The sequence below is a fragment of the Sporomusa sp. KB1 genome, from assembly GCF_007830295.1.
Taxonomy (GTDB): domain Bacteria; phylum Bacillota; class Negativicutes; order Sporomusales; family Sporomusaceae; genus Sporomusa.
The window spans coordinates 1,107,293-1,132,924 of record NZ_VLKC01000002.1 but is presented as its reverse complement, the minus strand read 5'-3'; the positions used below and the strand labels follow the sequence as shown (position 1 = coordinate 1,132,924).

At 44.6% G+C, this 25,632-nt stretch carries 24 protein-coding genes; 20 read left to right on the top strand and 4 right to left on the bottom strand.

The genetic code is table 11. From position 1 onward, the window contains the following. The first annotated feature begins 6 nt into the window (after window positions 1-6). The 13 genes from SALPA_RS09050 to SALPA_RS08985 all read left to right on the top strand — a co-directional run bounded on the left by SALPA_RS09050 (window position 7) and on the right by SALPA_RS08985 (window position 16,020). Window positions 7-1,125 carry a S1C family serine protease gene (locus tag SALPA_RS09050; RefSeq protein WP_145092577.1) on the top strand — a complete coding sequence of 373 codons (1,119 nt, stop codon included), beginning with the start codon at window positions 7-9 and terminating at the stop codon, window positions 1,123-1,125. 4 nt (window positions 1,126-1,129) lie between these two features. Beyond that, a complete protein-coding gene (gene rlmH, locus SALPA_RS09045; RefSeq protein WP_145092574.1) occupies window positions 1,130-1,609 on the top strand; it encodes a 23S rRNA (pseudouridine(1915)-N(3))-methyltransferase RlmH in 480 nt (159 codons plus the stop codon). Window positions 1,610-2,234: 625 nt separating this feature from the next. After that, complete coding sequence (locus SALPA_RS09040) at window positions 2,235-6,620, top strand: metallophosphoesterase (protein ID WP_145092571.1); 4,386 nt, start codon at window positions 2,235-2,237, stop codon at window positions 6,618-6,620. 707 nt (window positions 6,621-7,327) lie between these two features. Further along, window positions 7,328-7,957 carry a transposase gene (locus SALPA_RS09030; RefSeq protein ID WP_255451080.1) on the top strand — a complete coding sequence of 210 codons (630 nt, stop codon included), beginning with the start codon at window positions 7,328-7,330 and terminating at the stop codon, window positions 7,955-7,957. 338 nt (window positions 7,958-8,295) lie between these two features. Then, on the top strand, window positions 8,296-9,402 hold the full coding sequence (locus SALPA_RS09025) for an HD domain-containing phosphohydrolase (RefSeq protein ID WP_145092568.1): 1,107 nt from the start codon (window positions 8,296-8,298) through the stop codon (window positions 9,400-9,402). A gap of 333 nt (window positions 9,403-9,735) precedes the next feature. Then, on the top strand, window positions 9,736-10,182 hold the full coding sequence (locus tag SALPA_RS09020; protein WP_222427931.1) for a lasso peptide biosynthesis B2 protein: 447 nt from the start codon (window positions 9,736-9,738) through the stop codon (window positions 10,180-10,182). After that, window positions 10,179-10,517 (top strand): nucleotidyltransferase family protein, encoded by a 339-nt coding sequence (locus tag SALPA_RS09015; RefSeq protein WP_186450991.1) that lies wholly within the window; start codon window positions 10,179-10,181, stop codon window positions 10,515-10,517. The genes SALPA_RS09020 and SALPA_RS09015 overlap by 4 nt, the downstream gene beginning before the upstream one ends. Beyond that, complete coding sequence (locus tag SALPA_RS09010) at window positions 10,495-11,025, top strand: nucleotidyltransferase family protein (RefSeq protein WP_145092559.1); 531 nt, start codon at window positions 10,495-10,497, stop codon at window positions 11,023-11,025. The genes SALPA_RS09015 and SALPA_RS09010 overlap by 23 nt, the downstream gene beginning before the upstream one ends. A gap of 134 nt (window positions 11,026-11,159) precedes the next feature. Further along, window positions 11,160-11,951: an aldolase gene (locus SALPA_RS09005; protein WP_145092556.1), complete on the top strand. Its 792-nt coding sequence runs from the start codon at window positions 11,160-11,162 to the stop codon at window positions 11,949-11,951. A 37-nt stretch (window positions 11,952-11,988) separates the two neighbouring features. Then, entirely contained in the window at window positions 11,989-12,273 is a 285-nt protein-coding gene (locus tag SALPA_RS09000; protein WP_145092553.1) for a lasso peptide biosynthesis PqqD family chaperone, read from the top strand. A 54-nt stretch (window positions 12,274-12,327) separates the two neighbouring features. Continuing rightward, window positions 12,328-13,227 (top strand): hypothetical protein, encoded by a 900-nt coding sequence (locus SALPA_RS08995; RefSeq protein WP_145092550.1) that lies wholly within the window; start codon window positions 12,328-12,330, stop codon window positions 13,225-13,227. Further along, on the top strand, window positions 13,224-15,134 hold the full coding sequence (locus SALPA_RS08990) for an asparagine synthase-related protein (RefSeq protein WP_145092548.1): 1,911 nt from the start codon (window positions 13,224-13,226) through the stop codon (window positions 15,132-15,134). Before SALPA_RS08995 ends, SALPA_RS08990 begins: the two co-directional genes overlap by 4 nt. 28 nt (window positions 15,135-15,162) lie before the next feature. Next, entirely contained in the window at window positions 15,163-16,020 is an 858-nt protein-coding gene (locus tag SALPA_RS08985; RefSeq protein WP_222427930.1) for a sulfotransferase domain-containing protein, read from the top strand. Between the two features lie 1,602 nt (window positions 16,021-17,622). Here SALPA_RS08985 and SALPA_RS08980 read toward each other — a convergent pair. From SALPA_RS08980 to SALPA_RS08965, 4 genes are all read right to left on the bottom strand, one after another. After that, on the bottom strand, window positions 17,623-18,192 hold the full coding sequence (locus SALPA_RS08980) for a site-specific integrase (protein ID WP_145092542.1): 570 nt from the start codon (window positions 18,190-18,192) through the stop codon (window positions 17,623-17,625). Window positions 18,193-18,358: 166 nt separating this feature from the next. Beyond that, window positions 18,359-19,348, bottom strand: a complete 990-nt coding sequence (locus SALPA_RS08975) for a GTP pyrophosphokinase family protein (protein WP_145092539.1) — start codon at window positions 19,346-19,348, stop codon at window positions 18,359-18,361. Between the two features lie 19 nt (window positions 19,349-19,367). Then, a complete protein-coding gene (locus tag SALPA_RS08970) occupies window positions 19,368-20,426 on the bottom strand; it encodes a nucleoid-associated protein (RefSeq protein WP_145092536.1) in 1,059 nt (352 codons plus the stop codon). Between the two features lie 78 nt (window positions 20,427-20,504). Continuing rightward, window positions 20,505-21,044, bottom strand: a complete 540-nt coding sequence (locus SALPA_RS08965; RefSeq protein WP_145092533.1) for a helix-turn-helix domain-containing protein — start codon at window positions 21,042-21,044, stop codon at window positions 20,505-20,507. 273 nt (window positions 21,045-21,317) lie between these two features. Here SALPA_RS08965 and SALPA_RS08960 point away from each other — a divergent pair, with 273 nt between their 5' ends. From SALPA_RS08960 to SALPA_RS08930, 7 genes are all read left to right on the top strand, one after another. Next, a complete protein-coding gene (locus SALPA_RS08960; RefSeq protein ID WP_145092530.1) occupies window positions 21,318-21,515 on the top strand; it encodes a helix-turn-helix domain-containing protein in 198 nt (65 codons plus the stop codon). A gap of 13 nt (window positions 21,516-21,528) precedes the next feature. Continuing rightward, a complete protein-coding gene (locus SALPA_RS08955) occupies window positions 21,529-21,750 on the top strand; it encodes a hypothetical protein (RefSeq protein ID WP_145092527.1) in 222 nt (73 codons plus the stop codon). Beyond that, the gene (locus SALPA_RS08950) at window positions 21,743-22,327 is read left to right on the top strand and encodes a hypothetical protein (protein ID WP_145092524.1); all 585 of its coding nucleotides are present in this window, start codon (window positions 21,743-21,745) and stop codon (window positions 22,325-22,327) included. Before SALPA_RS08955 ends, SALPA_RS08950 begins: the two co-directional genes overlap by 8 nt. Window positions 22,328-22,392: 65 nt before the next feature. After that, window positions 22,393-22,917, top strand: a complete 525-nt coding sequence (locus tag SALPA_RS08945; protein ID WP_145092521.1) for a hypothetical protein — start codon at window positions 22,393-22,395, stop codon at window positions 22,915-22,917. Beyond that, complete coding sequence (locus tag SALPA_RS08940; RefSeq protein WP_145092519.1) at window positions 22,904-23,230, top strand: hypothetical protein; 327 nt, start codon at window positions 22,904-22,906, stop codon at window positions 23,228-23,230. The genes SALPA_RS08945 and SALPA_RS08940 overlap by 14 nt, the downstream gene beginning before the upstream one ends. Then, complete coding sequence (locus tag SALPA_RS08935; RefSeq protein ID WP_145092516.1) at window positions 23,190-23,477, top strand: hypothetical protein; 288 nt, start codon at window positions 23,190-23,192, stop codon at window positions 23,475-23,477. The genes SALPA_RS08940 and SALPA_RS08935 overlap by 41 nt, the downstream gene beginning before the upstream one ends. A gap of 41 nt (window positions 23,478-23,518) precedes the next feature. Further along, complete coding sequence (locus SALPA_RS08930; protein WP_145092514.1) at window positions 23,519-25,615, top strand: Mu transposase C-terminal domain-containing protein; 2,097 nt, start codon at window positions 23,519-23,521, stop codon at window positions 25,613-25,615. Window positions 25,616-25,632: the final 17 nt, after the last annotated feature.

Sequence of the window (25,632 nt, the reverse complement as noted above, 5' to 3'; positions counted from 1 at the left end):
GATAGCATGAACTGGTTCAAAAAATTGACTCCCTATATTGCAGTATCGTTAATTAGTATGATTATTGGGGCTATTCTAGTGGTAGGCTGCGCTGGCAATGTTACCGAAAAAGCTCCGAAACCGAATAACGGCTCGTCCTTTCAAGCCCTGCAACCGCCTACGGCTCAGGCACAGGTATCAGAAGCACGTAACACCCCCATTGTCAGGGCTGCACAATCAGTGGGTCCGGCTGTTGTCGGCATTACCACCAAAGGTCTTGCCCGCGACTTTTTTAGCAACCGCAAAGTATTAGTGGAACAGGGAACCGGCTCAGGGGTTATCTTTGATGCGCAGGGCTACATCGCTACAAATAACCATGTAGTAGAAAATGCCCAGGAAATATCAGTATCTCTGGCTGATGGCCGCACCCTGGACGGCAAGGTTATTGGTGTCGATCAAGCAACTGATTTGGCTGTTGTCAAAGTGGAAGCTCAGGATTTGCCAGTAGCTACGCTGGGTGATTCTGATGCCCTTATGGTAGGAGAACCGGCGATTGCCATCGGCAATCCGCTCGGCCTTGAATTTAAAGGCAGTGTAACTGCCGGTGTAATCAGCGCCCTTAACCGCTCCCTTGATATTGGCGAACGGCGCTTCAAACTTATTCAAACCGATGCTGCTATTAACCCTGGTAATTCCGGGGGAGCTCTTGTCAACGCAGATGGTGTGGTAATTGGCATTAACAGTGCCAAAATTGCTCTTTCCGGTGTGGAAGGCATTGGTTTTGCCATTCCCATTAACAGTGCCCGTCCCATTTTGCAATCACTGATCGACAAAGGCCGGGTAGTCAGAGCTTATCTGGGTGTAGGGGCATTAGACCAAGCTTCTGCTGCTAAATACGGCTATGAACTTAAACTGGATAAAGGCGTTTATATTGCCAAAGCATCTCCCTCAGGTCCAGCCTATAAAGCGGGCATCCGTGAAGGTGATGTCATTCTTAAAGTTGCTGGCGCTGAAACCAACAGTGTAACTGAACTCAGAGCTGTGCTGGATAGTCAACAGGTAGGCAGCACAGTGGAAGTAGTTTTGAAAAGAAATGACCAACGCGAGACTATCAATGTCCTTCTCGAAGAAATGCCAGGACAATAATAGTATGAAGATCACCATCGCTGCTATCGGTAAAATCAAAGAAAAATATCTAACTGCTGGTATTCAAGAGTTCTTGAAGCGTCTTCCACCCTACTGTAAGCTTGATATTGTGGAATTTGCCGAAGAACGAATGCCGGACAATCCCTCATCAGCCGAAAAAATACAAGCGCTCACCCGTGAGGGTGAGCGCCTTTTAAAAGCTGTTCGTCCAGGAAGTTACCTAATTGTACTTGATGTGGCCGGACAGGCCATGTCATCAGAGCAATTGTCGGCCAGGTTTGACAGTTTGGCACTAGGCGGGCAGAGCGATATTACCTTTATAATCGGCGGAGCCTTTGGGTTGTCAGCTGAGGTCGCAGCGGCAGCAAAGGAAAGATTGTCGTTTTCGAAAATGACGTTTACCCATCAGATGATCCGGCTGCTCCTGGTGGAGCAGATTTATCGGGCGTTTAAGATTAGTAGGGGTGAACCGTATCATTGGTAAGGGCGAAAAAACTCCCTGTCAGATTTTTGTAGAATTTGGCAGGAGTTTTTTGTTTTTCTGAGGAATAGGTTATCAATGAATTTAGGAATAGTAAAAGTCATTCTATTGAACCAAAAAATGTCTTGTTCGCCATAATGTTAATGCTAACAGCAACTAAATTGTTATACCATATATATAAATTAGCTTTCTAACAGAACTGCGACATTCCCGTAAGAGCGCGAATTCCCCGCTCCGTTAGGAAGAATAATAGAAAAGGAAAATAAAATTATATTTTTCTGTACACTAATTGTTCTTTGTTGACCAAAGATTTTCCATTTTAATAAATAGGTATAGTTTACTAACATAGTGGCTTTTTTTCAGTTAAACTTATCGATTATGTGCACTGGGAACAATTATTACATTAAAAAATAAGCCAATAGACAATTAATAAGGACTTAATACGAAGATTAAAAGTGAAACTTTTAGGAGCTTTCTATTTTTGATAGGAAAAAATGATTTTTGTATGAAATATAATTCAGAACTAAATTGCTAACATCTGTTAATGTGCATATTTCAATGATCAGATATAGCTTTTAGTACTATTGAACGTAGCTGAAAGAATTCTTGTAGAGATAGGGTGAAATATATGAAGATTACCATTTTACATTTATCAGATTTACAATTTGGAAGGCATCATGTAAATAAAGTCGGACAGCGGCAGCCTCTTTATGCAGATGAAAATTATAACTCTGAATTACAAAAATTAATTGATGATCTTAATATACTTGCTGAGGATGGCATTGTACCAAATTTTATTGTTATAACTGGAGATATCGCTGAGTGGAGTCTTCAAGAGGAATATAAGCAGGCGGAAGAATTTATAGTAGGTATTTGTCGGCATTTGAATTTAGATAGGCGATATATAGTGATGGTTCCAGGTAATCATGACATTAATAGGAAACTTTGTGAAGCATCCCGTTTGACTGCTCAAGCAAAAAATATAACATTTAATCCTCCATATTATGCAAAATTTGAACATTATGCAGATTTCTTTAATGGTTTTTATGAAAAAGCACAATGGAAAGAGAATGATCATCAGTTTGGTTTTTCTGAAGAACGTCTATTTGTAAATTTCTATTATCCAGAGCACGGAGTCATATTTGTGGGGCTTAATTCTTGTATTGATGAAAGCGAATGTGATCCGCATTATGGGAATATTACAGTTGAACAACTACGTAAAGCAACATTGGAAGCGGGTGAGCTTGATAGGGAGAAATCTCTTCTTCGTATCGCTGTTTTGCATCATAATTTTCAGCGCGGATCAAACTATGATGAAGAAAATCTAAAGGATAGGGATGATTTATTACCTTTATTCTTAAAAGAATCTTATCATCTTATATTGCACGGGCATCGACATGTTCCACAGAAAGGACTTACAGGAGAAGGGGATATGCCAATAAGTATTTTGGCAACTGGTAGTGCAGGATTAGATAGTGAAGCATTACCTGCAAATTGTCGTCGTTACCAGGTGATTAATATTATTGATAATGAGATATATCTCTATAAGAGATTCTTTGATTGTAATCAAGTTTATCTTTCAGGGATAGGGTGCTGGAAGCCAGATCTAAATCCAGAGCAGCGAAACATTTATGAAAAGTTTAAGATTGCAAACTTTAATCCCCCTAAAAGAAAGTTGCAGATTGTTCGTAATCAACAAAGGGCTGTAGAATTAAGCAGTGATTTTGAGACTAAAGCTTCGAAGAAATCCTTGAAACCTACTTATAAGGGTATAACAAATAGAAGCGGTTTTGAACCTTACGAGAGTGATATAATCAAACTTATGGAAAGTGAAAGAAGCGGACACTTACAGTATTTTAGTGGACGTGATGATTTAATACAAAAAATTAAAAGATTAATGGAAGAATTTAAAACTGGTGAATATATTCTTTTAACTGGGTCTGAAGCAAAAGGAAAATCTGCTGTTTGTGCTGCACTTACTGAATCATTTTTCGAAAAGGATTGTGAGAAATATGCACATACGATGAATGAAGAAGCTCCATGGCTTCCGTCATTTCTTTTTATCAGTGGAAAAGTTGTAAAGGAACCAAAACAGATACTCCGTTTATTATTGGCACAAGCAAATACCTTGTTGATTGAACCAATTAAATCTTCATTATGTTTAGGTGAAGATAAGAATTATTATGACGGGTTATCATCAAATAGTGAAACTGTAATTAGTATAAATAATTCGTATAGCAATAGTTTTTCTTCAACAACATCGCCTTTAAAAATGGACTACCATATGGCAGGGCGGTTAAGTACCAAGCTTGAGAAGCACAATAATATCTGTGCGGTATATCGTAAAGAAATCTATTTGTTGATGGAAAAGCTTGTTAATGAAATTGGCAGAGTATACTTAATTATTGATGCTTTGGATGAAATGAATTCTGAAGCATTAGAAGTTCTACCAGAACGAATGCCAAATAATGTCTCAACTTTGCTCACTGTTAGATTAGGAACAGATGCAGATATATGGGTTAAAGATTATTTGAAGGACTATAAGCCGATTAAATTAGACGCTCTATCCAGGGACGAAATCCCCTTAATAACAGGTGTAGATGACTATGAAAGTGATGAACATAGAAAATTTAATGATATTGTTATGAGGAAAACTGGTGGCTGGCCATTGCTTGTAATTGATGTTGCACAAAAAGTGAAGGCCAATGGTGGCGATTTTTCAGTAGTTTCTGTTGATGAAAAGGCAGATATTGTTTTGGAAAACAGAGCGAACTTATGGTCGGCGGTAAACGATAAAGGACAGGATGTACTTAGGGAGATATTATTTTTATTAGCTATCTTTGAACCTGTTTGTTCTTTAGATTTAGGTCTAGTTCAAGCTTATCTAATAAAGAGATTTGAACAAACTATTGAGCTTCAGTTATTGCGAAAAGAATTGCGCAATGTAGCGTCGCAAATAGATGGGCTAAATATTGGTAAGATAAAACTGAGTTTACAAATATTTGGAGAATATGTTCGTGACAGGCATTGTAGTCAGCGAGAACTAAATGAACACATGAAGGCAATACTTAATTGGATAGTACAAGATGAAGATGTAAGGTGCAAGATGGTTGTTGACTTTCTTCTATACTGGACTAATCGGGAAAAAATTAGTAAATTAATTTTTCAGACGACTAGTGGTATATTCGATGTATTAATTGAAAATAAGAGGGCAGATATCCTAATAGCGTTTGCATTGGAAATGTCTTCTTCGGAATTTTCTTTAAAATGTTTGAAGGCCGCAGCTACAATTGGAGATGAGAATGCTATGGCACTACTTGGCTTAAGCTTACTTCACGAAATGAATGGCGAAAAGGATGTTCTTTCTGGTGAATTCTGGATAAGGGAAGCAGCTGAGAAAGATTGCAAATTGGCTATGATGCTTTTGGGACATCACTTAATTGATGGCGACGCTATTGCGAAGGATGCAATAGAGGGTTTGCAATGGCTGGAAAAGGCAGCATTAGCAGGAGAAGGTGATGCAACTTTTCATTTAGCCGTACGTCATTTGGATGGAGATGGGTTGGAAAGAGACATTGTAAAGGGCGAAAGATTACTTCGAGAAGCGGCTAACGCAGGCAATGAGAGAGCCATAATTGAACTGGCAAATCGATTAATTGATGGGAGGGGATTGGCAGAGAATATTCAGGAAGGATTACAACTATTATATGAAGTCATAGATTCAGGGAGTATCTCAGCTATGCGGAATCTTGCCAAACGATTGATCCAGGGTGTTGGAGTAGAGGTTGACAAAGAGAAGGGGATTGAGATCTTCAGAAAGGCATCTTGTGCTGGGGACATAAAATCGTCCATAGATCTTTCGGAAATACTACTAGATAATAAAATGACTGATGATGAACATATAGAGGGCGAGGAACTATTAAGAAAAGCGGCCAAAAAGAGCGAGGAAGCACAGGTTTCTTTGGGAAGAAGGCTGATAACAGGAAAAGGGGTCAAGCCTAACGTTAAAGCAGGTGAAATATGGCTGCGAAAAGCAATAGCTGGTGATAGTGACGCTGCTAGAATAGAACTAGCAGAGTATCTCATCGAAGGTAAGTTTTTAAAGAGAAATGTTAATGAAGGAAAAAGACTTCTATTGACTGCTATTGAAAAAGGATATATTGATGCAATGAGGTATTTAGGAGGTTTACTGTTAGAAGGTAAATATCTAACCAGAAATAAACAACAAGGCATTCAGCTATTGCTTAAAGCAATAGCTCATGGTGATGAACCATCAATGCTGTATTTGGGTAGTTGCTACCTTTATGGAGATGTAATTAAACAGAATGTTTCTGAGGGAGAACGTCTTCTTAATTCCGCCATTGATAGTGGCTATCTTCCCGCAATGTATGCAATGGGAGATGCATTGCTTTCAGGGGAAGTCCTTGCTCAAAATATTCCGGCAGCTATAAGTTTTTTAGAGCGGGCAGCAAGAGCATATTATACACCGGCGCAATGTAAATTAGGCATTTTTTATTATGATCAAGGGATGTATGATGATGCCACCAAGATGTTTTTAAACGCATTTACTAGTGGTTCCAGTGTTGCAGGAATTAATATAGCTTATATGAAACGCAGGGGAGAATTTGTTGATAATGTATCATGCCCACCGATACAAAATTTGCTAATTGAAGGATTAAAAGAAAAAGAACCATATGCATTAATAAACCAGGCACTTTGTTTAGCTTCAGGTTTTGAGTGTAAGGTTGATTGGACGAAAGCAGATAATATTATTGCATCTATGGAGATTTTGTTACAAGAAGATGTGGAATGGTGGCTTGATTTAAGATTAAAAGATGATGCAGAAGCTCATTTGGTTATTGGTTGGCTCGTTCGTCATCAGCTTTTAATTGATCCAGATGGACTAACTTCTGCTGATCGTATGACAAAAGCAAAGCGTGAATGGGATATTCCAGAGTGGTTGTTTTTAAATAAAATTACCACAATAAAAAAAAGCGGCATAAGTAAAAAGTAGGGACAAAGACCAGCTAGTTAAACCTGTAAAGCATTGTCAAGAGGCATTACTAAAATAAGGTAAAAAAAGGCATAATAAAAAAGCCGTCCTGAAAGACAGTGAAATTCGGTATGATGAACACCTAATCTGAGAGAGTTTCTTTCACTCTAGCATAATAAATCCGAAGAAATTTGTTTAACCTGCGATTTTTGCTACTTTAACTGGCTTTCCTTCAGCTTCTTTTTTCTGCATGAAAGTATAAACAGCGTTGTCGAAGGGATACAAAGACCAGCTAACTGAAGTCAAGCCCTAAACTAAAAAAATCTTGTACTAAAAAAAGGTATAGCAAACAAACCTTCAAAAAATGCGAACATTATTTAATAAGGCCATGTTAATGTTCAATTTTTAGCCGAGTTTACGCCGTCTTTTTTCTGCTGGCTTGATACAGAAGCATCATGGGGACGGTTCTCCTGATTCGATCCTGCGAAAGAAAAACACGGGAGAAGGACATTGTTTCAATAAAAAGAGTGAGAAAGTTTCTATGAGCTGAAATGGGTCTGAGCAGTTTGAAACAGAGTCCGTATTTATCAATAGTTCTACGATTACAGCCCATTCGTCTGGCAAGCTTACTTTTATTCAATAACATCACATCTTTTCGTTTTAATAAAGACACGGGGGACGTTCCCTTTTTGTCATAAAAATGATAAGATAAAAAAAGAGGTGATGGAATGGGAAGACAGGCAAGAAAGATGAGTACTACAGGCTATTACCATGTAGTCTTTCGAGGTATTAATAGACAGCATTTATTTGAGGAAGAGAGCGACTTTTTATATTTTATTGAAAGCTTGAAGCAATTAAAAGCAGAGATGTTATTTGAGTTACATGCCTATTGCTTGATGAGTAATCATGTCCATTTACTTATGAGGGAAAAGCAAATAGGTGATATTTCAGTAATAATGAAAAGACTTTTAACGAAGTATGTAATGTATTTTAATCGGAAGTATGAGCGAAGCGGTGCATTAATTGCTAGTAGGTATAAAAGTGTGCCAGTAGAAATTGACGAATACTTTGTTCTATTGATGTGCTATATACACCAGAATCCCATTAAGGCTGGAATAGTCAAAAAACCTGAAGAGTATAGGTTTAGCAGTTATAATGATTATGTGCAGGGTGGAAACTTGACGGATACGTCCTTTTCTTTGAAAATGTTTGGAAGAGATGAGTGGTTAAGATTACATCAGATTATCACAAACGACGATTTTGATGTGTCTGGAAAGAAAAATTTATCAGAGGAAGAAATACGACGCAGGATATTGCAGTGTACAGAGGGAAGGGAACCCCATGAAGTATCGGCATAGTCTAAGCCGGAAAGAGATGCATTACTTAGGCGGTTAAAAGAAAAAGAATGCTTATCGATTCGCCAAATTGAGAGGGCAACTGGAATATCGCGTGGCGTTGTAGCAAAATGTTGACAAAACGGGAACGTCCCTTAGTGTCCAATCCCTGGTCTCCCACCTGCAAGAAAATAAATCTTGCAGGATTTTTGTATATTTGTGAGAAATAGGTATTTTAAATAATAAATTGCAACAAAAAGTGAACAGTGAGTACCTTTACCCAAGCAACTCCGTCACCTGACATCCCTCCGGTAAAAAACACCATGACATTGTGATGAAACTTGCCGAAAGGAGCATGCGTTATGAATCAAAATACCTGCGCTTATACGCTGCGGATAATGGAACAATTACTGAAAGTGGTGCAGCAGCTTTCTGCCACACACGACTTAGAAGCTGTTATGGATATTGTCCGACATTCAGTGCGCGAACTTACAGGTTCAGATGGGGCGACTTTCGTTTTGCGTGATGGAGATTCTTGTTATTACGCAGAAGAAGATGCCATTACGCCGCTGTGGAAGGGACTCCGTTTCCCAATGAAAATTTGTATCAGCGGCTGGGTTATGCAGAACCGGCAGCCTGCCATCATTGAGGATATTTATAAAGATAATCGTATTCCTATTGATGCATACCGGAAGACTTTCGTACGAAGCCTAGCCATGGTACCCATCAAAACTAATAATCCAATCGGGGCGATTGGGTGTTACTGGTCCAAAATCTATAGCCCCACGCCGGAACAAATTCAGGTATTGCAGGTACTAGCCGATACGGCGGCTATTGCCATAGATAATATTGGCTATCAGGAGAATATAGCCAGACAGGCAAGACTGCTAGAAGAGGGTATTGATGGAACGCTATTGACTGTAGCTAAAATGGTGGAATTGAAAGACCCTTACACATCCGGACATCAACGGCGAGTGGGTATACTCTCCTTTGATATTGCTTGTGAGTTAGGCTGGGATAAAAAACGCTGCGAAACTTTGCGGCGTGCCGCTATTGTTCATGACATAGGGAAAATCGGAATTCCAGGAGAACTGCTAAGTAAGCCTTCACAACTTACTCCTCAAGAATTTAGTTTAATTCAGACCCATGCCGAAATGAGTTATGATATTCTTAAAGATGTAAATTTTCTGATGCCAATCGCGCAAATCATTTGCCAGCATCACGAACGTATAGATGGCAGTGGTTATCCGCATGGATTGAAGACAGAGAATATTTTACCTGAGGCCAAGATTATTGCTGTGGCTGATGTGTTTGAGGCCATGACATCTCACAGACCTTACCGGCCTGCATTAGGAATAGATGCCGCCCTGGCAGAACTCATATTGAATAAGGGGGTATTATATGATCCTGAGGTTGTTGATTCCCTTGTACGATTAATGAAAGAAAAAGATTATCGAATTCCAGAGTAAACAAGAAACGGACAAACTAAATCAGAACCCAAACGTCTCCGTCCTCCTACCTGCAAGAAAACAAGATCTTGCAGGATTTCTTTATTTTACTGATAAACAAAGTGGTACCTACTACTATTGCAATGATGTAGACTAAGCAGCAATGAGAAGCTGTTTGGTCTTTTTTGCTGTTACGGTGTGATAACTCATAAAGTTGATGATAAAAGATGATTGACATAAGTTAATAAGCAGTATACATTTTTTGGGTGTATGCTGCAGGATTTTATATAGTAATGACGAATTACTATACGGCAAAACTCTAAAATTAGCGAATTCGGGGATAGCTCACTAATAATGAAAAAGATACAACAATTTGTACGCCTTTCGTGGGCCGAGCAACGATTGTTTATTACTGTGGTAGGCTTGACAGCGATAATACGGTTTGCTTTGTTAATATTACCATTTCGCTGGCTGCAGCCGATGCTGGGGACGCAAATGACGGAATCTCAATTGGAAGTAGACAAGGCCAGCCAGCATAAAGCACAACAGGTTGGCCGGATGGTAGAACGGGTAAGCCGGTATACCCCATGGCAGAGTAAGTGCCTTGTGCAGGCCTTGGCTGCCAAGCTGTTGCTGCGCAGACAGGGGATTACCAATACGCTGTATCTGGGAGTAGGCAAGGATGCAAGCAATGCGTTGATTGCCCATGCCTGGTTGCGGTGTGGCAACACTATCCTTACCGGCAGCCAGGGGCGGGAGCGTTTTGTTGTAGTAGGTAAGTTTAGTGATGGTGACTGGTGAAGCTGCTGGCAACCCACGGTATCCAGACGACTGTATTAAAGGGGGCGGTGCTGGCCTTGCGCCTGTATGGCGACCCGGCCGCCAGGATGTCGCGGGATATAGACCTGCTGGTGCAGGCGGCAGATCTGGCAAGAGCGGATGAGCTGTTATTCGCGCACGGTTACCGGCGCAAGCACCCTGCTTATCCGATGACTCCCAGACGCTGGCAGATTTGTCTGCGCAACAGCCGGCATTTTTGTTATATTCATCAGGAGACCGGGCTTTATCTTGAACTACACTGGCAAATCGGTTATATTGGCATGCAACTGCCGCATGCAGCCGGTGTTTGCCGATGAAGAATGGTTTCTTTTCTTGGTGCAGCATGGTGCCTATCATTCCTGGTTTCGGTTACGCTGGCTGTGCGATATAGCCGTTTTTATGCAAGACGGTCTGCTCGATTGGGCCAAGGTTATCAGGCTGGCGGACGGCTACGGCATGCGGCATGTATTGCAGCAGGCTGTGTTTTTAGCCCACCGGTTATTGGGAGTACCCATACCACCGTCGGTTTTGCCAGTGTTTCCTGGAGCTGTGAAGCCCTCGCGCTTGGTTGAACTGGTGGTTCCTTTTTTTTGTGATATTCAGTATGACCCCAGTACTGTTACTTGGGCGCAGACTCTTTACTACCGTGACAAGGAATACCAGGTTGCCCTGCGGACAGGCTGGCAAAATAAGCTGCAATTTGTGCTGAGCCATTTCGGTGCGGCGGAAAGCGATATCCTGCGTTTTCCGCTGCCGGACGGTTTGTATTGGTTATATTACTTGATCCGGCCGTTTACCTGGCTGGAGCGGCGGTATAGAGGCTGATTGTGCAATAGTGAAGGTATGGTTGAAGAAAGGATGATACTATTTTTTACAAGGCTTTTGGTATTAGCATTTACTCCGAACTAGCGCTGCCGGAGCTTGCCACGACAGATGAGAAGCCGGAGGTTACTATCCTTTTGGGCAAAACTCCATCTGAACTGGCAGGGGCCAGGCAAAAAAATAAATATGCCCAGGTTGGGGAAAATCAGTTTTTGCTTTTTATCCCGGGTGTAGCCAATTTTTATGCTGCTAACGGTAATTCAATTATTATTGAGCCAGCACCACAGGCGGAAGAGCGGGCTATCCGGCTTTTTCTGTTGGGCACAACTTTAGGTGTGCTGCTTATGCAGCGCGGTATTCTGCCGCTCCATGGGAGTGCGGTCGCCCTAAACGGACGGGCAGTCATCTTTACAGGCGTATCCGGGGCCGGAAAATCAACATTAATAGCAGCTTTTGGCACCAGTGGCTATGGTTTGCTAACCGATGATGTTGCCGCAATTGGTTTTGACGAAGAGCAGCCTTTTGTCCATCCGGGATATCCGCAACAGAAGCTGTGGCGGGACAGTTTGGAGGGGTTCGGGCTGAATACCCGTGATTTTGCGAGGGTTATGGCTGATATGGATAAATATGCTGTTCCTGTGCAGCACATGTTTTGTCCGGCGTCGCTGCCGTTGGCTGGTATCTGTGAAATTAAGCCCGGGCCCTATGCCGCAGTCAGTTTGAACAGACTCCATGCTGCCGAAAAACTGGCTGTACTGATTAACAATACGTACCGGGTGAAGCGGCTTGCCGGCCTGGGGCGACAGGAAGATCATTTCCGGCAGTGTGCAAAAACTGCCGGACAGATAGAGGTTTTCCGTTTATGCCGGCCGGAGGGAGTTTTTTCGATTGACGAGCAGAAGCGGCTTGTGCTGCAGGCCATGGGGTAATTAGTGCACCAGATTATTTTAAAGGGGATAGGTATTTATGGAAAACAAAATTACGGCAAGTACTGTTGTTATGCGGGCTGCCGGGCTGGTAGCGACGGATTTGGAGGGTGAAAAAGTAATGCTTGACATTGAAAAAGGCCTATATTATGGGCTTGACAGTATCGGCAGCCGTATTTGGGATCTGATGGAACAGCCGCAGCCCATGACGTCGATCGTATCTGTGCTGATGGACGAGTATGAGGTGGCGCAGCAGCAATGCGAGGCTGATGTGCTGGTGTTATTAAATCAAATGTATGCGGCCGGATTATTAAATATTGCCTGAGCTATCAGGCCGTTTTCGGCACGGATAAAGTCCAGGAGGAGATCGTAATTACATATGCAACAATATCTTTATACCGCCTACGGCTTGACAATCGCGTCCGGGATTGAACTGCCGGCTTTGCCGGCAGTGGCCGCGAGTGTGGCTGATGTTACAATTCGCTACGGCCCGGTGCCCCGGGAGCTCAATCAGACTGTGGATAAAGGAGTATGCTTTCAGGCTGATCATGACCGCTTTTTGCTGAAGGTTGACCAGGTTGCTCATTTTCTGGCCGTTGCCGGCAAAGAAATAGTTGTAGAGCCATGCGGCGATGCGGCTATAGATGATGTGCAAACCTTTTTGCTTGGACCGGTATTTGGCGCGTTGCTGCTACAACGAGGCTATTTGGTCTTGCGCGGTGCGGCGGTAGTGTTTGCCCAACAGGCGGTCGTGTTTAGCGGTAATCCGGCAATCGGCAAATCTACGCTGGCAGCGGCTTTTTATAAAAAAGGCTGTCAGGTTCTGGCAGACGATTTATGTGCAGTCAGGTTTACGCCTGCCGGGCTGCCGGAAATCATTCCCGGTTTACCCCGGCTTAAGCTCTGGGCCGATGCCGTCGCATCAATCGGTGAGAATGCCGGGAGCTTGCAGCGAGTCCGGTCTAGATTAGAGAAGTATGAGCTGCCCCTGCAGGAACATTTTGGCCCGGAAGCTTTGCCCCTGTACCGGATATACAATTTACAAACCCACGGCCTGGAAGGTCTTGGCCTGCAAGAAACAGAGGGTATGAATAAGCTGGAGATACTGCTGCAGAATCGATACCGGAGCCGCCTGCTGGCAGGGCAGAGGAAAGCGCTGTCTTTGCAGCAGTGTGCGACAGTGGCCCGGGCCGTTGCGGTATGCCGGTTGAGCCGTCCTAAGACGGGAGCTAGTTTAGAAGCAATGACGGCCTGTATCGAGAGGGATTTAGGTATATGAGTGCGATATGCGGTATCTTTAACACAGACGGCAGTCCGCTGGCGAACAACGTCCTGCAAGGGATGACGGCTTCCCTTTCCCACCGCGGACCGGATGGAAACGGTACATGGCAGGACGGGCCTGCCGGTCTTGGCCAGCAGTTATTTTGTATTACGCCCGAATCCCTGGGCGAGAAACTGCCGTACTGTGAGCCTGCCTCCGGCCTGGCCATCACAGCTGATGCGCGGCTTGACAACCGGGAGGAGCTGTGTGCCAAACTGAATATTCCCCTTGACCAACAGCCGGGAATACCCGACAGTATGCTGATTCTGAAAAGTTATGAAAAATGGGGCAAAGAGTGTCCCAAGCAACTGCTGGGGGAGTTTGTCTTTGTTATTTGGGATGAGAAGCGGCGGGAAATGGTCTGTGTGACTGACCATATGTGCAATAAGCCGCTGTATTATCATTTCCGGCCTTCCCGCTGTTTTGCCTTTGCCACGGAAATACGGGCTATCCATACCATTCCGGGAATTGACCGCCGGCCCAATCTGCGGAAGCTGGCCACCCTTTCCCTATTTGGTGTTGAGAGAGAAAGCACCTACTTTGAAGGAATTTTCCTGATGCCCGGTGCCACCGTGATGACCATAACAGCCAACGGCATTCATAAAACCGAGTACTGGGAGCCTGACTATGATAACAGGCTCAATCTAAAAACCGAAGCCGAATATGTCGAAGCTTTCCGCGACGTATTTTTCCAGGCTGTAGCCGCCAGGCTGCGCAGTGCTTTTCCCGTGGCGTCGTTGTTCAGCGGCGGACTTGATTCATCAGCGATTACCGGTACTGCTGCCAGGTTACTGGCCGGAGAGGGACGCTCCTTAACCGCCTTTTCAGCAGTGCTGCCAGATAGCTATGGCGGCAATGTCCGGGACGAGCGCGAATATATTGATCTCCTGCAGGGGCGCCCTGCGTTGTCTATCGAATATATCAGCGACGCCTGGCGCGGGCCTTTTGATGATCTGGAACGCCTGATCTGGTCTGGCGAGAAACCGGTCTATACGTCCAGGCATTATCTATATACCGCTTTTGCTGCGGCGGCGGCCAGCAAAGGAGTCAGAGTGATTTTGGACGGTGTGGGCGGCGAAATGGGGCCAACCTTTCATGGTTATGGCTACTATGCCGAGCTTTTCCGTAAGGGCCAGTGGCCGTCCCTGCTGCGGGAGGTAGTGGCCAGAGGGCGGGTGGAACAACGCGGCTGCCTGGGGTTGATTAAGTCGGAGGTACTGTGGCCGCTGCTGCCGGGCTGGTGGCTCAGGCGGTATAAGCCCCGATTTGATCTAGTGATGGTAGGGCAGGGGACGGTACTCAGGCCGGACTTTGTCAGGCAGCAACTGGACCACAAGACTATGCGGGAATATCAATTGTTGTCATATACCCTGGGGGAGGTTTTGCCGGATCACCGGAAGAATCAAGTGAAGAGCATCAACTTTGTGCGACAGGCTAGAACAGGCCTGGCTTTTTCCGGCTATGAAAAAGTGGCATTGAGTATGCCTTTTTTAGATAAACGAGTCATTGAATTCTGCCTGGCCCTACCCGGAACTATGAAGGTAAACAATGGCTATAAGCGGTATATGATCCGGGCCGGAATGGCGGGAATTTTACCTGACGCCATTCGCTTCCGCACAACCAAGGAGCCGTTTTCCGTGGATTATCATGACCGCTACAACTGGCAAAGAGGCAAAGTGCAAGCGCTGCTGCAGGCTATGGTCAAGACGCCTTTAGCACAGGAAATCGTTGATACGGACAGGCTGGAGAGCATGCTTAAGTACTCCATGCAGACTAACCGCTGCAGCACACCGGACGAATTTTCTGCCATGCATATGGTTCCGCAGGGGGTTTTTCTGCTGGCCTTTCTAAATACTTTTAAATAAGAAACATATCAAAGCAAAGGAGACACTGATGAGCGGCATCATTTGGTTAGCTTCCTATCCTAAATCCGGCAACACCTGGTTGCGGATTTTTCTTTCTAATCTGCTGGCTGCCGGTAATTCACCTGTGCATATCAATTCTCTATATACTAATCTGACATCTTACAATCGATATTTCTTCGATGATATTACCGGACTGGACTCCAGTGACCTGACTGTTGCGGAGGTTGACTGCTTGCGCCCGGCGGTATACAGATTTCTGGCAGCCAATTCGCCGGAACCGGTTTTTATAAAGTGTCATGATGCTTACACCTACTTGCCTGGCGGGCAACCGCTTTTTCCGCCTGAGGTTTCCAAAGCCATTTATATTATCCGTAATCCGCTGGATGTAGCTGTTTCTTTCTCTTTTCATCTGATGAAAAGTATTGACAAAATTGTTAGGATAATGGGCAGAACGGACAGTTTCCTGAGCATATCAGCCGCGTCGGGTGCGACAGTTTTACATCAGCGCCTTCTGGACTGGAGCACCAACGTGGCAAGCTGGGTTGATGCGCCGGAAATGGCGGTGCATGTGGTACGATATGAGGACATGAAGGCTAAGCCTTTGGAAACATTTACAGAACTGGCGCGGTTTGCTGGCCTGCCCTGGGATGCAGAAAGCATTGACCAGGCCGTGAAGTTTTCCGATTTCAAGTTATTGCAAAGACAGGAGCAACAGGGCGGTTTTGTAGAAGTGCAATCAAGCCACAGCGCTTTTTTTCGGGAAGGCCGAAGCGGCGGCTGGCGCGATTCCCTGACGCCGGGACAGATAGAGCAAGTCATTCGTGACCATCACAGAGTTATGCGACGTTTCGGTTATCTGGATGAAGATGGCCGGGTGTCAGGATAATACTTCCATGTTGGTTGAAGGGAGGTGATGAAATGGAAGAGAAAGAGGTTTGGCATGCTCCGGTTTTGAGACAGCTCTCAGTGGCTGATAAAACAGAAAACGATGTCGGTCTTGGCGGCGATGGGGGCGGATCTAGTTCCCTTTCTTAAGGTCAAGCAATCCAGGCATACATGTAAGAGGGGATCCCTCTTGCATGTAAACCTGGAAGCAGTATGCGACTGCGATTTTCTGTTATCATAAAATTACGACAACCGGAAGGAACGAGTATGAACACGCTTCTCGCTTATATTCAAGAACTGTATGCCTTCAGTAGGAGGAAGCTTCTTGTCAACCTTGCGCTGATGGTTTTCCTTGGCCTTATCGAAGGGGGCGGCGTGTTCTTGCTCATTCCCTTGCTTGGTCTGGCTGGTCTATTGATATTAGAGAGGCTAGAGGCAAGGATCCCATGGCTATGACAGGACGAATCATTACCCGGGCGGCAGAGCGTTTATCAAAGCTGTAGCTATCATTGCTGTAGCATCGAGGGTAGCATCAAAGAGACGGTTCAAAAACACTGAAAACCCCCTGTTTTAAGCAGTGATTTCAAACCGTCTCTGAGATGCCTCTGTCCAGATAGGGACAGTATGCAGGAAGGACCGCTATTGAATATAGTATCAAAATCTTGAGGGCAATGAGGGCGGAACTCATTGCCCTTTTCTGCACCGCTATACACGATACGGAGAACCGTATCGTGCGACCCGTTCCTTCGAAACTTAAGTGGCAAAAGCCACTCATTGGGATGGAGGGGAGGCGGGAGTGGGGAAACTTGCGGCTCTGACGTTTACGCAAAACAAGTATCAGGAATGGAATAACTTTCAAGGGTTCTCCGGGTAAATATAACTAGCCGGAGTAGGTAGTCAGCCGTATACCGCTTGAAAGAGGGATGGGCTAAGAAGCAAAGGCTACCGGGAAAGCCGGTGGATAGGCTGACGTAGCCCCGGTAATCTGGAAGGTAAAGTTTGAGTAGAAGTCAACAAGTTATGAACACGGCATCAAATGTAGAGTCTCACAGAAAATAAGAGAAACCGGGAATACCCGGGATTGATAGAAAATGACCGGGATACCCAGTAATGGTAAGGGTTACAGGGACCTGGAAAAAAATAATTGATTTATATAAAATCTCACGTTTTTTGCGAGAAACTAGACCGCAGAAAACGTTTTTTCTTTATGTCCATATGTACAAGACAGTGTTATAACAGAATTCAGAGTGCTGTTATAACACTTAAAACTATTGATATTACAGCGTTACAGGCTGTTATTGATGTAGGCTTGTAGTATTGAATTTGGTGTTCAACAGAGGTTTTAAGACTGAAAAGCCTTGTTTAGGTTCGCAAGTAGAGGTTCGCAAGTTTGCAAGTTCGCAAGTAATGGCCATAAGGTTAGTGTTTATAAGGATTTAGAGACATTTTGAAATAGTAAAAGGAAAATTGATTTCCAGTTGTAATTTTGTATAGGAATCGGTTGTAAAAAGAAAATTTATACATATTTCAGTAGACATAGTCCTGTGGGTAACCTGATAAGGTTATCCACAGGCTTCTTTGTTTTTGTAGCGGGCGCGGCAAGCTAGAGATTAAGATTCAGATAAACATCGTCCAATTCGTCCTTGGTTATACCGATATAGGCTAATGTGACGCCTGGCGAGGAATGATTGAGCAGTTTTTGAATACGGGTAATGTCATAGCCTTGCTTGAATGCCCAGTACCCGAAGGTTTTTCGTAGCGTGTGCGTTCCGATCCGGCCGGGGATGCCAATTGCCTGGGCCGCTTCGGAGAGGATACGCCATGCCTGCACGCGATCCAGGGGGCCGTGCCCGATCCGCGAGGGAAAGAGCCATTCCTTTGGACTAACTGCAGCGAGATATTCCTCAAATACTTTCTGAGCAGCGGAGGCAAGCGGGAAATCTTTGGTTTTCCCAGTCTTTTTTTCTATGATTTCGATACGGGATTTAATTTTCCTCTTTCCGTTCTTTCCCTCAGTCACGTCTGCAACTTTCAACGCCAGTAAATCAGACACTCGCAGACCACTGTTAATGCCAAGGCAAAAAAGAGCATAGTCCCGTAGGTTCTTTCCTTTAAGATAGGTTTTCATGGCTTCAATTTTGGCGCGGTCGCGGATGGGTTCGACAAGATTCATGGTCAAAACTCCTTCCAAATTTATCTTAACACAACTAAGTATATATTATAATTATGTTTCATTCAATAGTAATGTAAATGCCCGCCGGTCTGGACGAAAGGCTGTAAAGCCAGATGAGACAAGGGCGGGCAGTGTTTTTGCGAATGAAACACAATGTAATTGTGTTTCATTTAATTGGAAGAGGTGCGACCCCCATATCAGATAAAAGAGAATGCAAGATATCGTCAGTCAAAGGCCAATTTCTTTGAAGTACAGTATTCCTATGCGCAATAAGATAATAAACTAGCAGTACGGCAGGCTGTCGGTAAATCCAGGATATTTCTATTTTTCTAAGTATAATAGTGTTAAATTGTACTTTGTTCTGTTGAAGGTATGTAGCAACATCCTGAACGGAGGTATCCTTCAATATGGGGATTAATTGATCTATTAAAAAGGTATTTGCATGGGTATCAAATTCAACGCCCTGCTGCCAAGTGTAATAGTGTGCACATATATCAGTCCATTGTCGATGTGTTTGACTTTGTTTATCTATTTCCTGCATGGCGTCTAGAAAAAAATGATCCGCCGATTCTACTAAAGCCATGCTGCGTGCCATGAAGCGTTTTACCAGCGGATCAGCCTTGACTTGGGGTTTATAAATGGTGTCATGGGACATTTCAGCATAAGCATGTTGTAATAGAGTTCGAATTTGAATCTCACAAGGTACACCAGGCGGAATAGTTACGCCAAGATATTCAGTTTCTTTTAAGTTGAATACTACATAATGAAGAGATTCGTAAGTGAAGTGTTCAGGCGACTCCTTGCGTTGTTCCTCATAGTCTTTATCTTTTGATGCACGCCAAAGATTACCGTTAAAGGATTCAATAATTTCACCAATTTTTGCTGTATCAATTGTAAGAAGTACAACAAAGCGAATGCCAACTTTATCGGTAATATCGTCATAAGGAGAGGAGTAATTTTTATTGCGATGAAAGGCTTTGGCTAGTATGGAATCTATTGATTTGATACGTGGCTCTTGAGGCGGAATTTTTAGGAATATGCTAGTGTCAACTGTCTCTTTTAAAGTATTAACAATCTGGTTTTGAACGAATTGTCCCCACGCTAGAAATATGGGTACTTCTTGATCGTACCGACTTCGGAATTCCGTTTCATTCACGAGGGGACCCTCCTTTCAATTACTGGCTTTCAATACGTCCTTTGATTTTAACAGTAGTAAAGTCTGTGGCTTTATTATAGCTATCTACAAGCAAAAAGTCATCCATATTTTCTTCAGAGGAGTTAGGGGGGAAACTAATTCTGATGCCGCTATTAAATTTCATCCGCCGAAACTTAAGTTTTCTCTTTATCCGAGAAGTATCCTTTGTCACAGAGGCTGACGGGAAATGTTCTTTAGTAAGGCGTGCATTGTATTGGTCAATTATTTCGGGATCTTCAAAATAAGTGTTGGCAAATAACTGCCCGTTTATAATAGTCGATTGATCATTTTTTAAGTAAGTATGTAACGAATTGGTAAGATCCACTTTCTTTTCATCGTCAAATGAGGGGTTTTTCATAATAAAATCTTTTGTTGTTTCGTAGAAAACTTCTGTTTGCCGAGCGGCATTTTCCATCATCTTGCAGCCTAGGAAAGCTTGGGAAAAATAGTTTGCCATTGCTACAGTTCCGCTGTGAATAGCGTTTTGATCAAAAACATACATTGATAGGTCATTTGTTGTTGGTGGGTTTATAGTAGTGCGAACACAGAACCCAATTTTGTATAAACGCTGAGCTTCAGTCAGAAATAGATCAGCTAAAAATTGTACGCTGCTAATAGAAGATACATGAAATCCGCTCTGGCTTTCTGCTTTGATCGCAGCTACAAATTGCTGCTGCGATGCTCCGGTCCGCCCGTTTATGCAAACAAGAATACCATCGGGAATTCGATTATTAGACTGGGCCTGGTAAAGCTTTTGCGCAAGAGAAGATGTTTTAGAAATAAATGTAGCATCAGAAGGATCGGTCATAATACTAATAAACTGGTGGGCTGCAGAAACATCTGTGGTGTCGCTTAGTTGCATCTCAACACAGTTTGAGCCTCTCCCCATTACGGTGGTAATACGAGTTGCTAGTACATCAAGTGCTTGTTGATCTAGTTCGAGTAATTCCGTACTGAAGGTTGGAGCTGTTCCTTTGAGCGCATTTGGAATGTTGTGGATGATGATTTTATCAATGGACATTAAAGAAAAATCAATCATGGCTTTTGCTCCTTCACGTATGATTTTTAATGCAGTATGCGAAAAAGCATACTGCTTTTTGCATTTATTGAGACAAAATCAAGCAATATCACTTTTTGCGGCGGCCTGTTCGTCTTCGCCGGTATTCGGTGAGGTCGACAGGGCTGTGTTGGGGTTAGTTGTGGCACCAGTGCTAGTTAGATTAGGACGGTTAAAATTGAGCAGCATGGCTCGGGCATCTGGGCTAAGTTTTAGCAGAATATCAATCCATTCGGCAAAGGCTGGGTCTTCATCTAATGACATTTCAATGTTTCTCATCAAAGTACTGTGAGAAGATGTGTGAATGGTGCCGCTAATCTCATTTTCTTTCTTTTCACGGTTAACGCGTCCAGGGGCTTGTACAATTTTATCAAGACTACGGCCAAGAAGTAACCAATCTAAAGAGACGTCATAGTCTTCAGCAACATTAAGTAAAAACTCAAGACTTGGCTTCGAGCCGTTTTCTAAATTTTTAACATATGCCTGAGAGACACTGTACCTCTCACCAAAGGCTGCTTGGCTAATTTTAGGGGAATTAAATTTTTCTCTAATTTCACGTAGTCGTGATCCTACATCAGTATATTTTCTTTTATCAGACATAGACAACATCACCCTTAAGAATTAATAAGTATTAAAAGTATTTATAGATACTTGAAAATGATTGACATTAGTACTTATAAATACTAAAATGAGATTAATGAGTTATTTATATAACTTTATATAGCAGACTGTCCCAGTGTGCCAGGCTAGGGCAGATATGGAAAGGAGGTGAGAATTTAAGGCAATTATCTTGAAGTTATAAATATAACCTAAAATTTACAGACTGTCCCGGTGTGCAAGACCTGGGGACAGGCCCGGAAAGGAGGCGAGGCGATGTCGCCGTGTGAAATCAAGGCCATGTTGGTCTATAACGGAGTAAAAATCACAGAAATTGCGAGCTGCCTTGGAGTAAGCCAGGCGGCAGTATCCAGAACCATTCAAGGACATACCGTGTCTGCAAAAATTCGTCAGGCTATTGCCGAAAAGATTGGCCGGCAAGTAGAAGAAGTTTGGCCGGAACAGGCGGCCTGAAAGGAGAAATCGTATGGAAAACAGGATGGGCGGTTACCAACTTCCCGACGGGCGAGTGATCTTTGCCAGTTGTGTAGATCAGACTCACTGCAGCTTCTGCACCGTGTACCAGAAAGGGGCGATGGCCAATAGACGCTACGTTTCCGCCAGGCTTCCCATTCGGAAAACGCTGGCTGAGGCAGAAAAGGACCTGGCAAGATTTGCGGCCGAGCGCGGGCTTGTATGCAATGAGTAACAAAAAGGATGCAATTCACTTGGAATATCTGGTGCAGGCGATACGGGAATGGGGCCGCGTAGCCGTATATGAAGATGGAGCCTTCCGATTGGTTACTGATGGTATATTCTTGCTGCCGGTTGATGCCTGCAACATGGAACGGATCAAGAAAGAATTCCGTATCCGGGAAAATAGCGTATGGCATGTGCAGGCTGAAGCAATTAACGGTTTTCAGGCGCATACCACCCCTGTTGGCAAGAATATTGGTGATTTGTACCAAAAAGTCATGCAAAAGAGTTTTGTTCCCCTCGAATTCACCGGCCTTTATCTTGGAACTGGTACTGCCGGCGTGTTCTGGTCAGAGAACCCGACAGGCAAACATGGTAATTACGTTTGTATTACCGAGCGTCAACTTAGCATCTTGCCGGATGCCAAGCTGTTTGAACAGGTTAAAAACGGAGAACCGGTCATCGTAGAACGCAAACATATCCTCATGCCGCTGGAGACAGGAACGAAACTTCTTAACCGCTTTTTGGTATCGGAATATCCAGGAAAACGAAAAACAGTTCACTCCCCCCTTTCGGGATATCTTAATTAGTTAACTTATGTAAAAGATTAACATTATTTATGTATCCAGTATAACCTTTGTTATGGAGAGGCGCAATGGCTAAAAGAAGACAGAATTTAGACAGTCGGGACTGCCGGCAGCTTTCGATCTTCGATTCTGATGTGTTGGAAGAGGCTGCGGGTTTCGATCAAACGATAAACCCAGGGCAAGGCTCACTGAATTTACGCCAGCATGTACGTACCTCATTGGTAGAAACTCTGCAGCATGTGTCTGTGAGCCGGCAGGAAATTGCCGACAGGATGTCCTGGTATACGGGAACCGAGATCAGCGTCCATCAGCTTAATGCCTGGACGGCTGCCGCCAAAGAACACCGTTTTCCTTTGGAATATGCGCCAGCGTTCTGCCGGGTAACCGGGGATTACCGGGTGTTGGAGGCGATTGCCCAGGCCAGTGGCTGTACAGTTCGGAAAAGTGAAGAAGTGATCATGCTGGAGCTGGAATCGGAATTGGAGCGCATTGACGGGATAAGACGCCAGTTACTGGCGCGTAAACGGCAAATGAGAACCTATATGCTCTATCGGGAGCGAGATGGGAGGTGTGAAATAAGTGGCATTGACTAGAGCGCAGTTAAACTATGTGTACCGTGAATGCTTGCTTGCGATTGCGGAGAGAGGCGAAACAGCCCATGTAGTCTTCAAAATGTCGCGCTCCAAAGGTTTTTATCGGCGTTTGTGGGACTACGGACCCAGAGGAGAAGTTATAAAAGAGATTATAAAGGAAATGCCAATAAAAAATGAGCTGGTAAAGGTGCTAGTGATCTTTCATGCGGCAGAGGTTGTGGCCGCCATTGATAAGCGGCTCGAACTGCAGGCCAGAAAGGAGCAGAGCAAACATGTTCCAGATAACCACAAAAAAAGAAAGCAGCCCAAATGAGGCCGCTAAACATAAAAATCAGCATCTTCAGTATACCATAGCGACCGTCAGAGCGTCCAATATTCAGCTAGATATAGCCAGTGTAGTTTCTGGTTATGTCTATGCGCGGCAGCATCCGCTCTGGCAAAGCCTGCCGGAGACGGACCTGGAATGGCTGATACCTTTCTATGAGGGCCTTGCCGTCCGGGATGATAACGGACATGCCCTGGGAATGGCGGCCGCATTACGGGAAATGACACAGGAATAGCAATCTAAGTAACCGGAGCGACCGGTGAAAGGAGGGGTGATGTGGGGGAAAAAGCCTGGATTCCCGTCGCGGAAGCGGCGGAACTTGAAAAAGTTTCACAGCAACGAATAAGAGAGCTGATCAGTAATGGTCAGATAATGGCAAAAAAAGTTAAGACGAATAAAGGCGGACCCGGTGGCCAGCAATGGCTGGTCGATCCCCTATCCCTATCCACACCGGCGAAAAGTATCTGGCTAAAGCGACAAGAGGCAGCCGTACTGATTGAAACAGACCGGAATTGGGAAAAGGAACAAACTACATTAGCGCTGGGCCGAGGCAGGAGCGGCAAGCGCGGCAAGCGCACCGGCGCAGTAATGGATGAGAATGAAACAATAAATCCTGCCGCTTACCGGGATACCGTGGGCGAGGAGGTGTATAACCTGGAAATGGACAAGGCACGACAGCGGCAATACATCGTAAAAAAGGCTCTGGACATTATGGAGTCCCGCGAGCATGTGACCGAACGAATGAAGGCTCTTGCGGAGGAAACCGGCAAAAACGTGGCCACTATATACCGCTGGATTGAAAAGGAAAAGCAAAGCGGCGTATATGGCCTGATGCGGCAGCGGCCTACCGTGACAGCCGGCAAAGAGTTCCGGGCTATAAGCGCGGAAGTGGAGACTTTGATCCGCAAGTTTTACCAAGCGCCAGGCGAGCCAAAAGCTGCCGCCGCCTATCGGAAAACCTGCGCGCTGTGCAGACAACTCAATCTGCCGGAACCATCGCGAGCGACGGTCTTCCGGTTTATTGAGCATCTAGAGCAGATCGAACCGGATGTGTGCTGTTATACCCGGCGCGGGGAAGAAGCCTGGCGCAGGCAGTTTGCCCCGCATGGTGTCCGGCAGGAGCCGGATCGCGTCATGCAGATTGTCATGGGCGATCATCACAAATTTGATGACTTCATTGAATACGGCGGCAGGCCGGTACGGCCCTGGGTAACCATGTGGCTGGATGTAAAAAGCCGCTGCCCGGTGGGCTGGACAGTCTCTGTACAAGCCAACGGCCAGACTATTGGTCTGGCGCTGGCGAATATGATGAGGCCAAAAAAGCGGACAGTGATAAAAGACGGCCAGCCGGTTGAAGAAGTGCTGGAAATGGGCGGCATACCGGAAACTCTGTACATTGACAACGGCGAGGATTATAAATCCAAGCTCAAAAAAGGACTGGCCAGCAAAGATTTCGAGATGTCAAGGGAATCCCTGGATTTATGCGCCTACCTCGGCGTAAAGGTGGTATTTGCCACCCCCTACCATCCGCAGGCCAAAGCACATATTGAACGGTTCTTTGGCACCGTCGCCATGCAGTTCAGCCGGGAGCAGCCAGGCTGGTGCGGGTCTAAACCATCAGAAAGGCCGGACGGGTTTGATGAATACAAATTGTGTGAGGCAGGAAAACTATTGGATTTAGTAGAGTTTTCCTCTCGGTTTGCCGACTGGATCTATCATACCTACCTGGAAAACGTGCATTCCGGCATCCATGAGAAACCACTGGCAAAACATCTGGCCGGTCCTAAACTCAATCCCGGCTGGCCCGATCCCCGGACACTGGACATTTTGCGCTGCGTCAAGGAAGAAGCGCTGGTTTACAAAGAAGGCATCAAACGTTTCAAACGCTATTACTGGCATGAAAAGCTGGATGCATTGGCCGGCCAGTATGTAATCATCCGCTTTGATCCGGCTCATATCGGGGAAATTGATGTCTACACCAAAAACGGCGGCTTTATTTGTATGGCAACCAATCTGGAATACATGCGTTATGGCGCATGTCAGGATGATATCAAAAAGCTGCAAAAACGAAAAAAGGAACAAAAGCAGCGGCTGCGGCAGCGCCTGGCGGAAACCGAACAGGATTATCAGGAACTGGAGGACGTTATTGCCGAGCGGGTTTCCGCCGGCCAACGGTCTGTGGATGCGCCGGCCGCGTCATCAGAAGGCTTATTGCCGGCCATTACCCCGCTGGATCAGGCTGGCCGCCAGGCGGCTAAGGCTAAAAGCGAGAAGGCAACAGGGAAAGATAAGAAAGCGGATATGGCTCCAACCGGGGACAAGCCGGAAAGCATCGACTTGGTTGGAATGATTATGAATCGTAAATATGGGTAAACACGGGGAGGAGAAAA

Excerpts from the sequence above, each read along its gene's own strand:
- SALPA_RS09050 (WP_145092577.1), top strand. The coding sequence starts at position 7 with ATGAACTGGTTCAAAAAATTGACTCCCTATATTGCAGTATCGTTAATT.
- rlmH (WP_145092574.1), top strand. The coding sequence starts at position 1,130 with ATGAAGATCACCATCGCTGCTATCGGTAAAATCAAAGAAAAATATCTA.
- SALPA_RS09040 (WP_145092571.1), top strand. The coding sequence starts at position 2,235 with ATGAAGATTACCATTTTACATTTATCAGATTTACAATTTGGAAGGCAT.
- SALPA_RS09030 (WP_255451080.1), top strand. The coding sequence starts at position 7,328 with ATGGGAAGACAGGCAAGAAAGATGAGTACTACAGGCTATTACCATGTA.
- SALPA_RS09025 (WP_145092568.1), top strand. The coding sequence starts at position 8,296 with ATGAATCAAAATACCTGCGCTTATACGCTGCGGATAATGGAACAATTA.
- SALPA_RS09020 (WP_222427931.1), top strand. The coding sequence starts at position 9,736 with ATGAAAAAGATACAACAATTTGTACGCCTTTCGTGGGCCGAGCAACGA.
- SALPA_RS09010 (WP_145092559.1), top strand. The coding sequence starts at position 10,495 with ATGCAGCCGGTGTTTGCCGATGAAGAATGGTTTCTTTTCTTGGTGCAG.
- SALPA_RS09000 (WP_145092553.1), top strand. The coding sequence starts at position 11,989 with ATGGAAAACAAAATTACGGCAAGTACTGTTGTTATGCGGGCTGCCGGG.
- SALPA_RS08995 (WP_145092550.1), top strand. The coding sequence starts at position 12,328 with ATGCAACAATATCTTTATACCGCCTACGGCTTGACAATCGCGTCCGGG.
- SALPA_RS08990 (WP_145092548.1), top strand. The coding sequence starts at position 13,224 with ATGAGTGCGATATGCGGTATCTTTAACACAGACGGCAGTCCGCTGGCG.
- SALPA_RS08985 (WP_222427930.1), top strand. The coding sequence starts at position 15,163 with ATGAGCGGCATCATTTGGTTAGCTTCCTATCCTAAATCCGGCAACACC.
- SALPA_RS08980 (WP_145092542.1), bottom strand. The coding sequence starts at position 18,192 with ATGAATCTTGTCGAACCCATCCGCGACCGCGCCAAAATTGAAGCCATG.
- SALPA_RS08970 (WP_145092536.1), bottom strand. The coding sequence starts at position 20,426 with ATGATTGATTTTTCTTTAATGTCCATTGATAAAATCATCATCCACAAC.
- SALPA_RS08965 (WP_145092533.1), bottom strand. The coding sequence starts at position 21,044 with ATGTCTGATAAAAGAAAATATACTGATGTAGGATCACGACTACGTGAA.
- SALPA_RS08960 (WP_145092530.1), top strand. The coding sequence starts at position 21,318 with ATGTCGCCGTGTGAAATCAAGGCCATGTTGGTCTATAACGGAGTAAAA.
- SALPA_RS08955 (WP_145092527.1), top strand. The coding sequence starts at position 21,529 with ATGGAAAACAGGATGGGCGGTTACCAACTTCCCGACGGGCGAGTGATC.
- SALPA_RS08950 (WP_145092524.1), top strand. The coding sequence starts at position 21,743 with ATGAGTAACAAAAAGGATGCAATTCACTTGGAATATCTGGTGCAGGCG.
- SALPA_RS08945 (WP_145092521.1), top strand. The coding sequence starts at position 22,393 with ATGGCTAAAAGAAGACAGAATTTAGACAGTCGGGACTGCCGGCAGCTT.
- SALPA_RS08935 (WP_145092516.1), top strand. The coding sequence starts at position 23,190 with ATGTTCCAGATAACCACAAAAAAAGAAAGCAGCCCAAATGAGGCCGCT.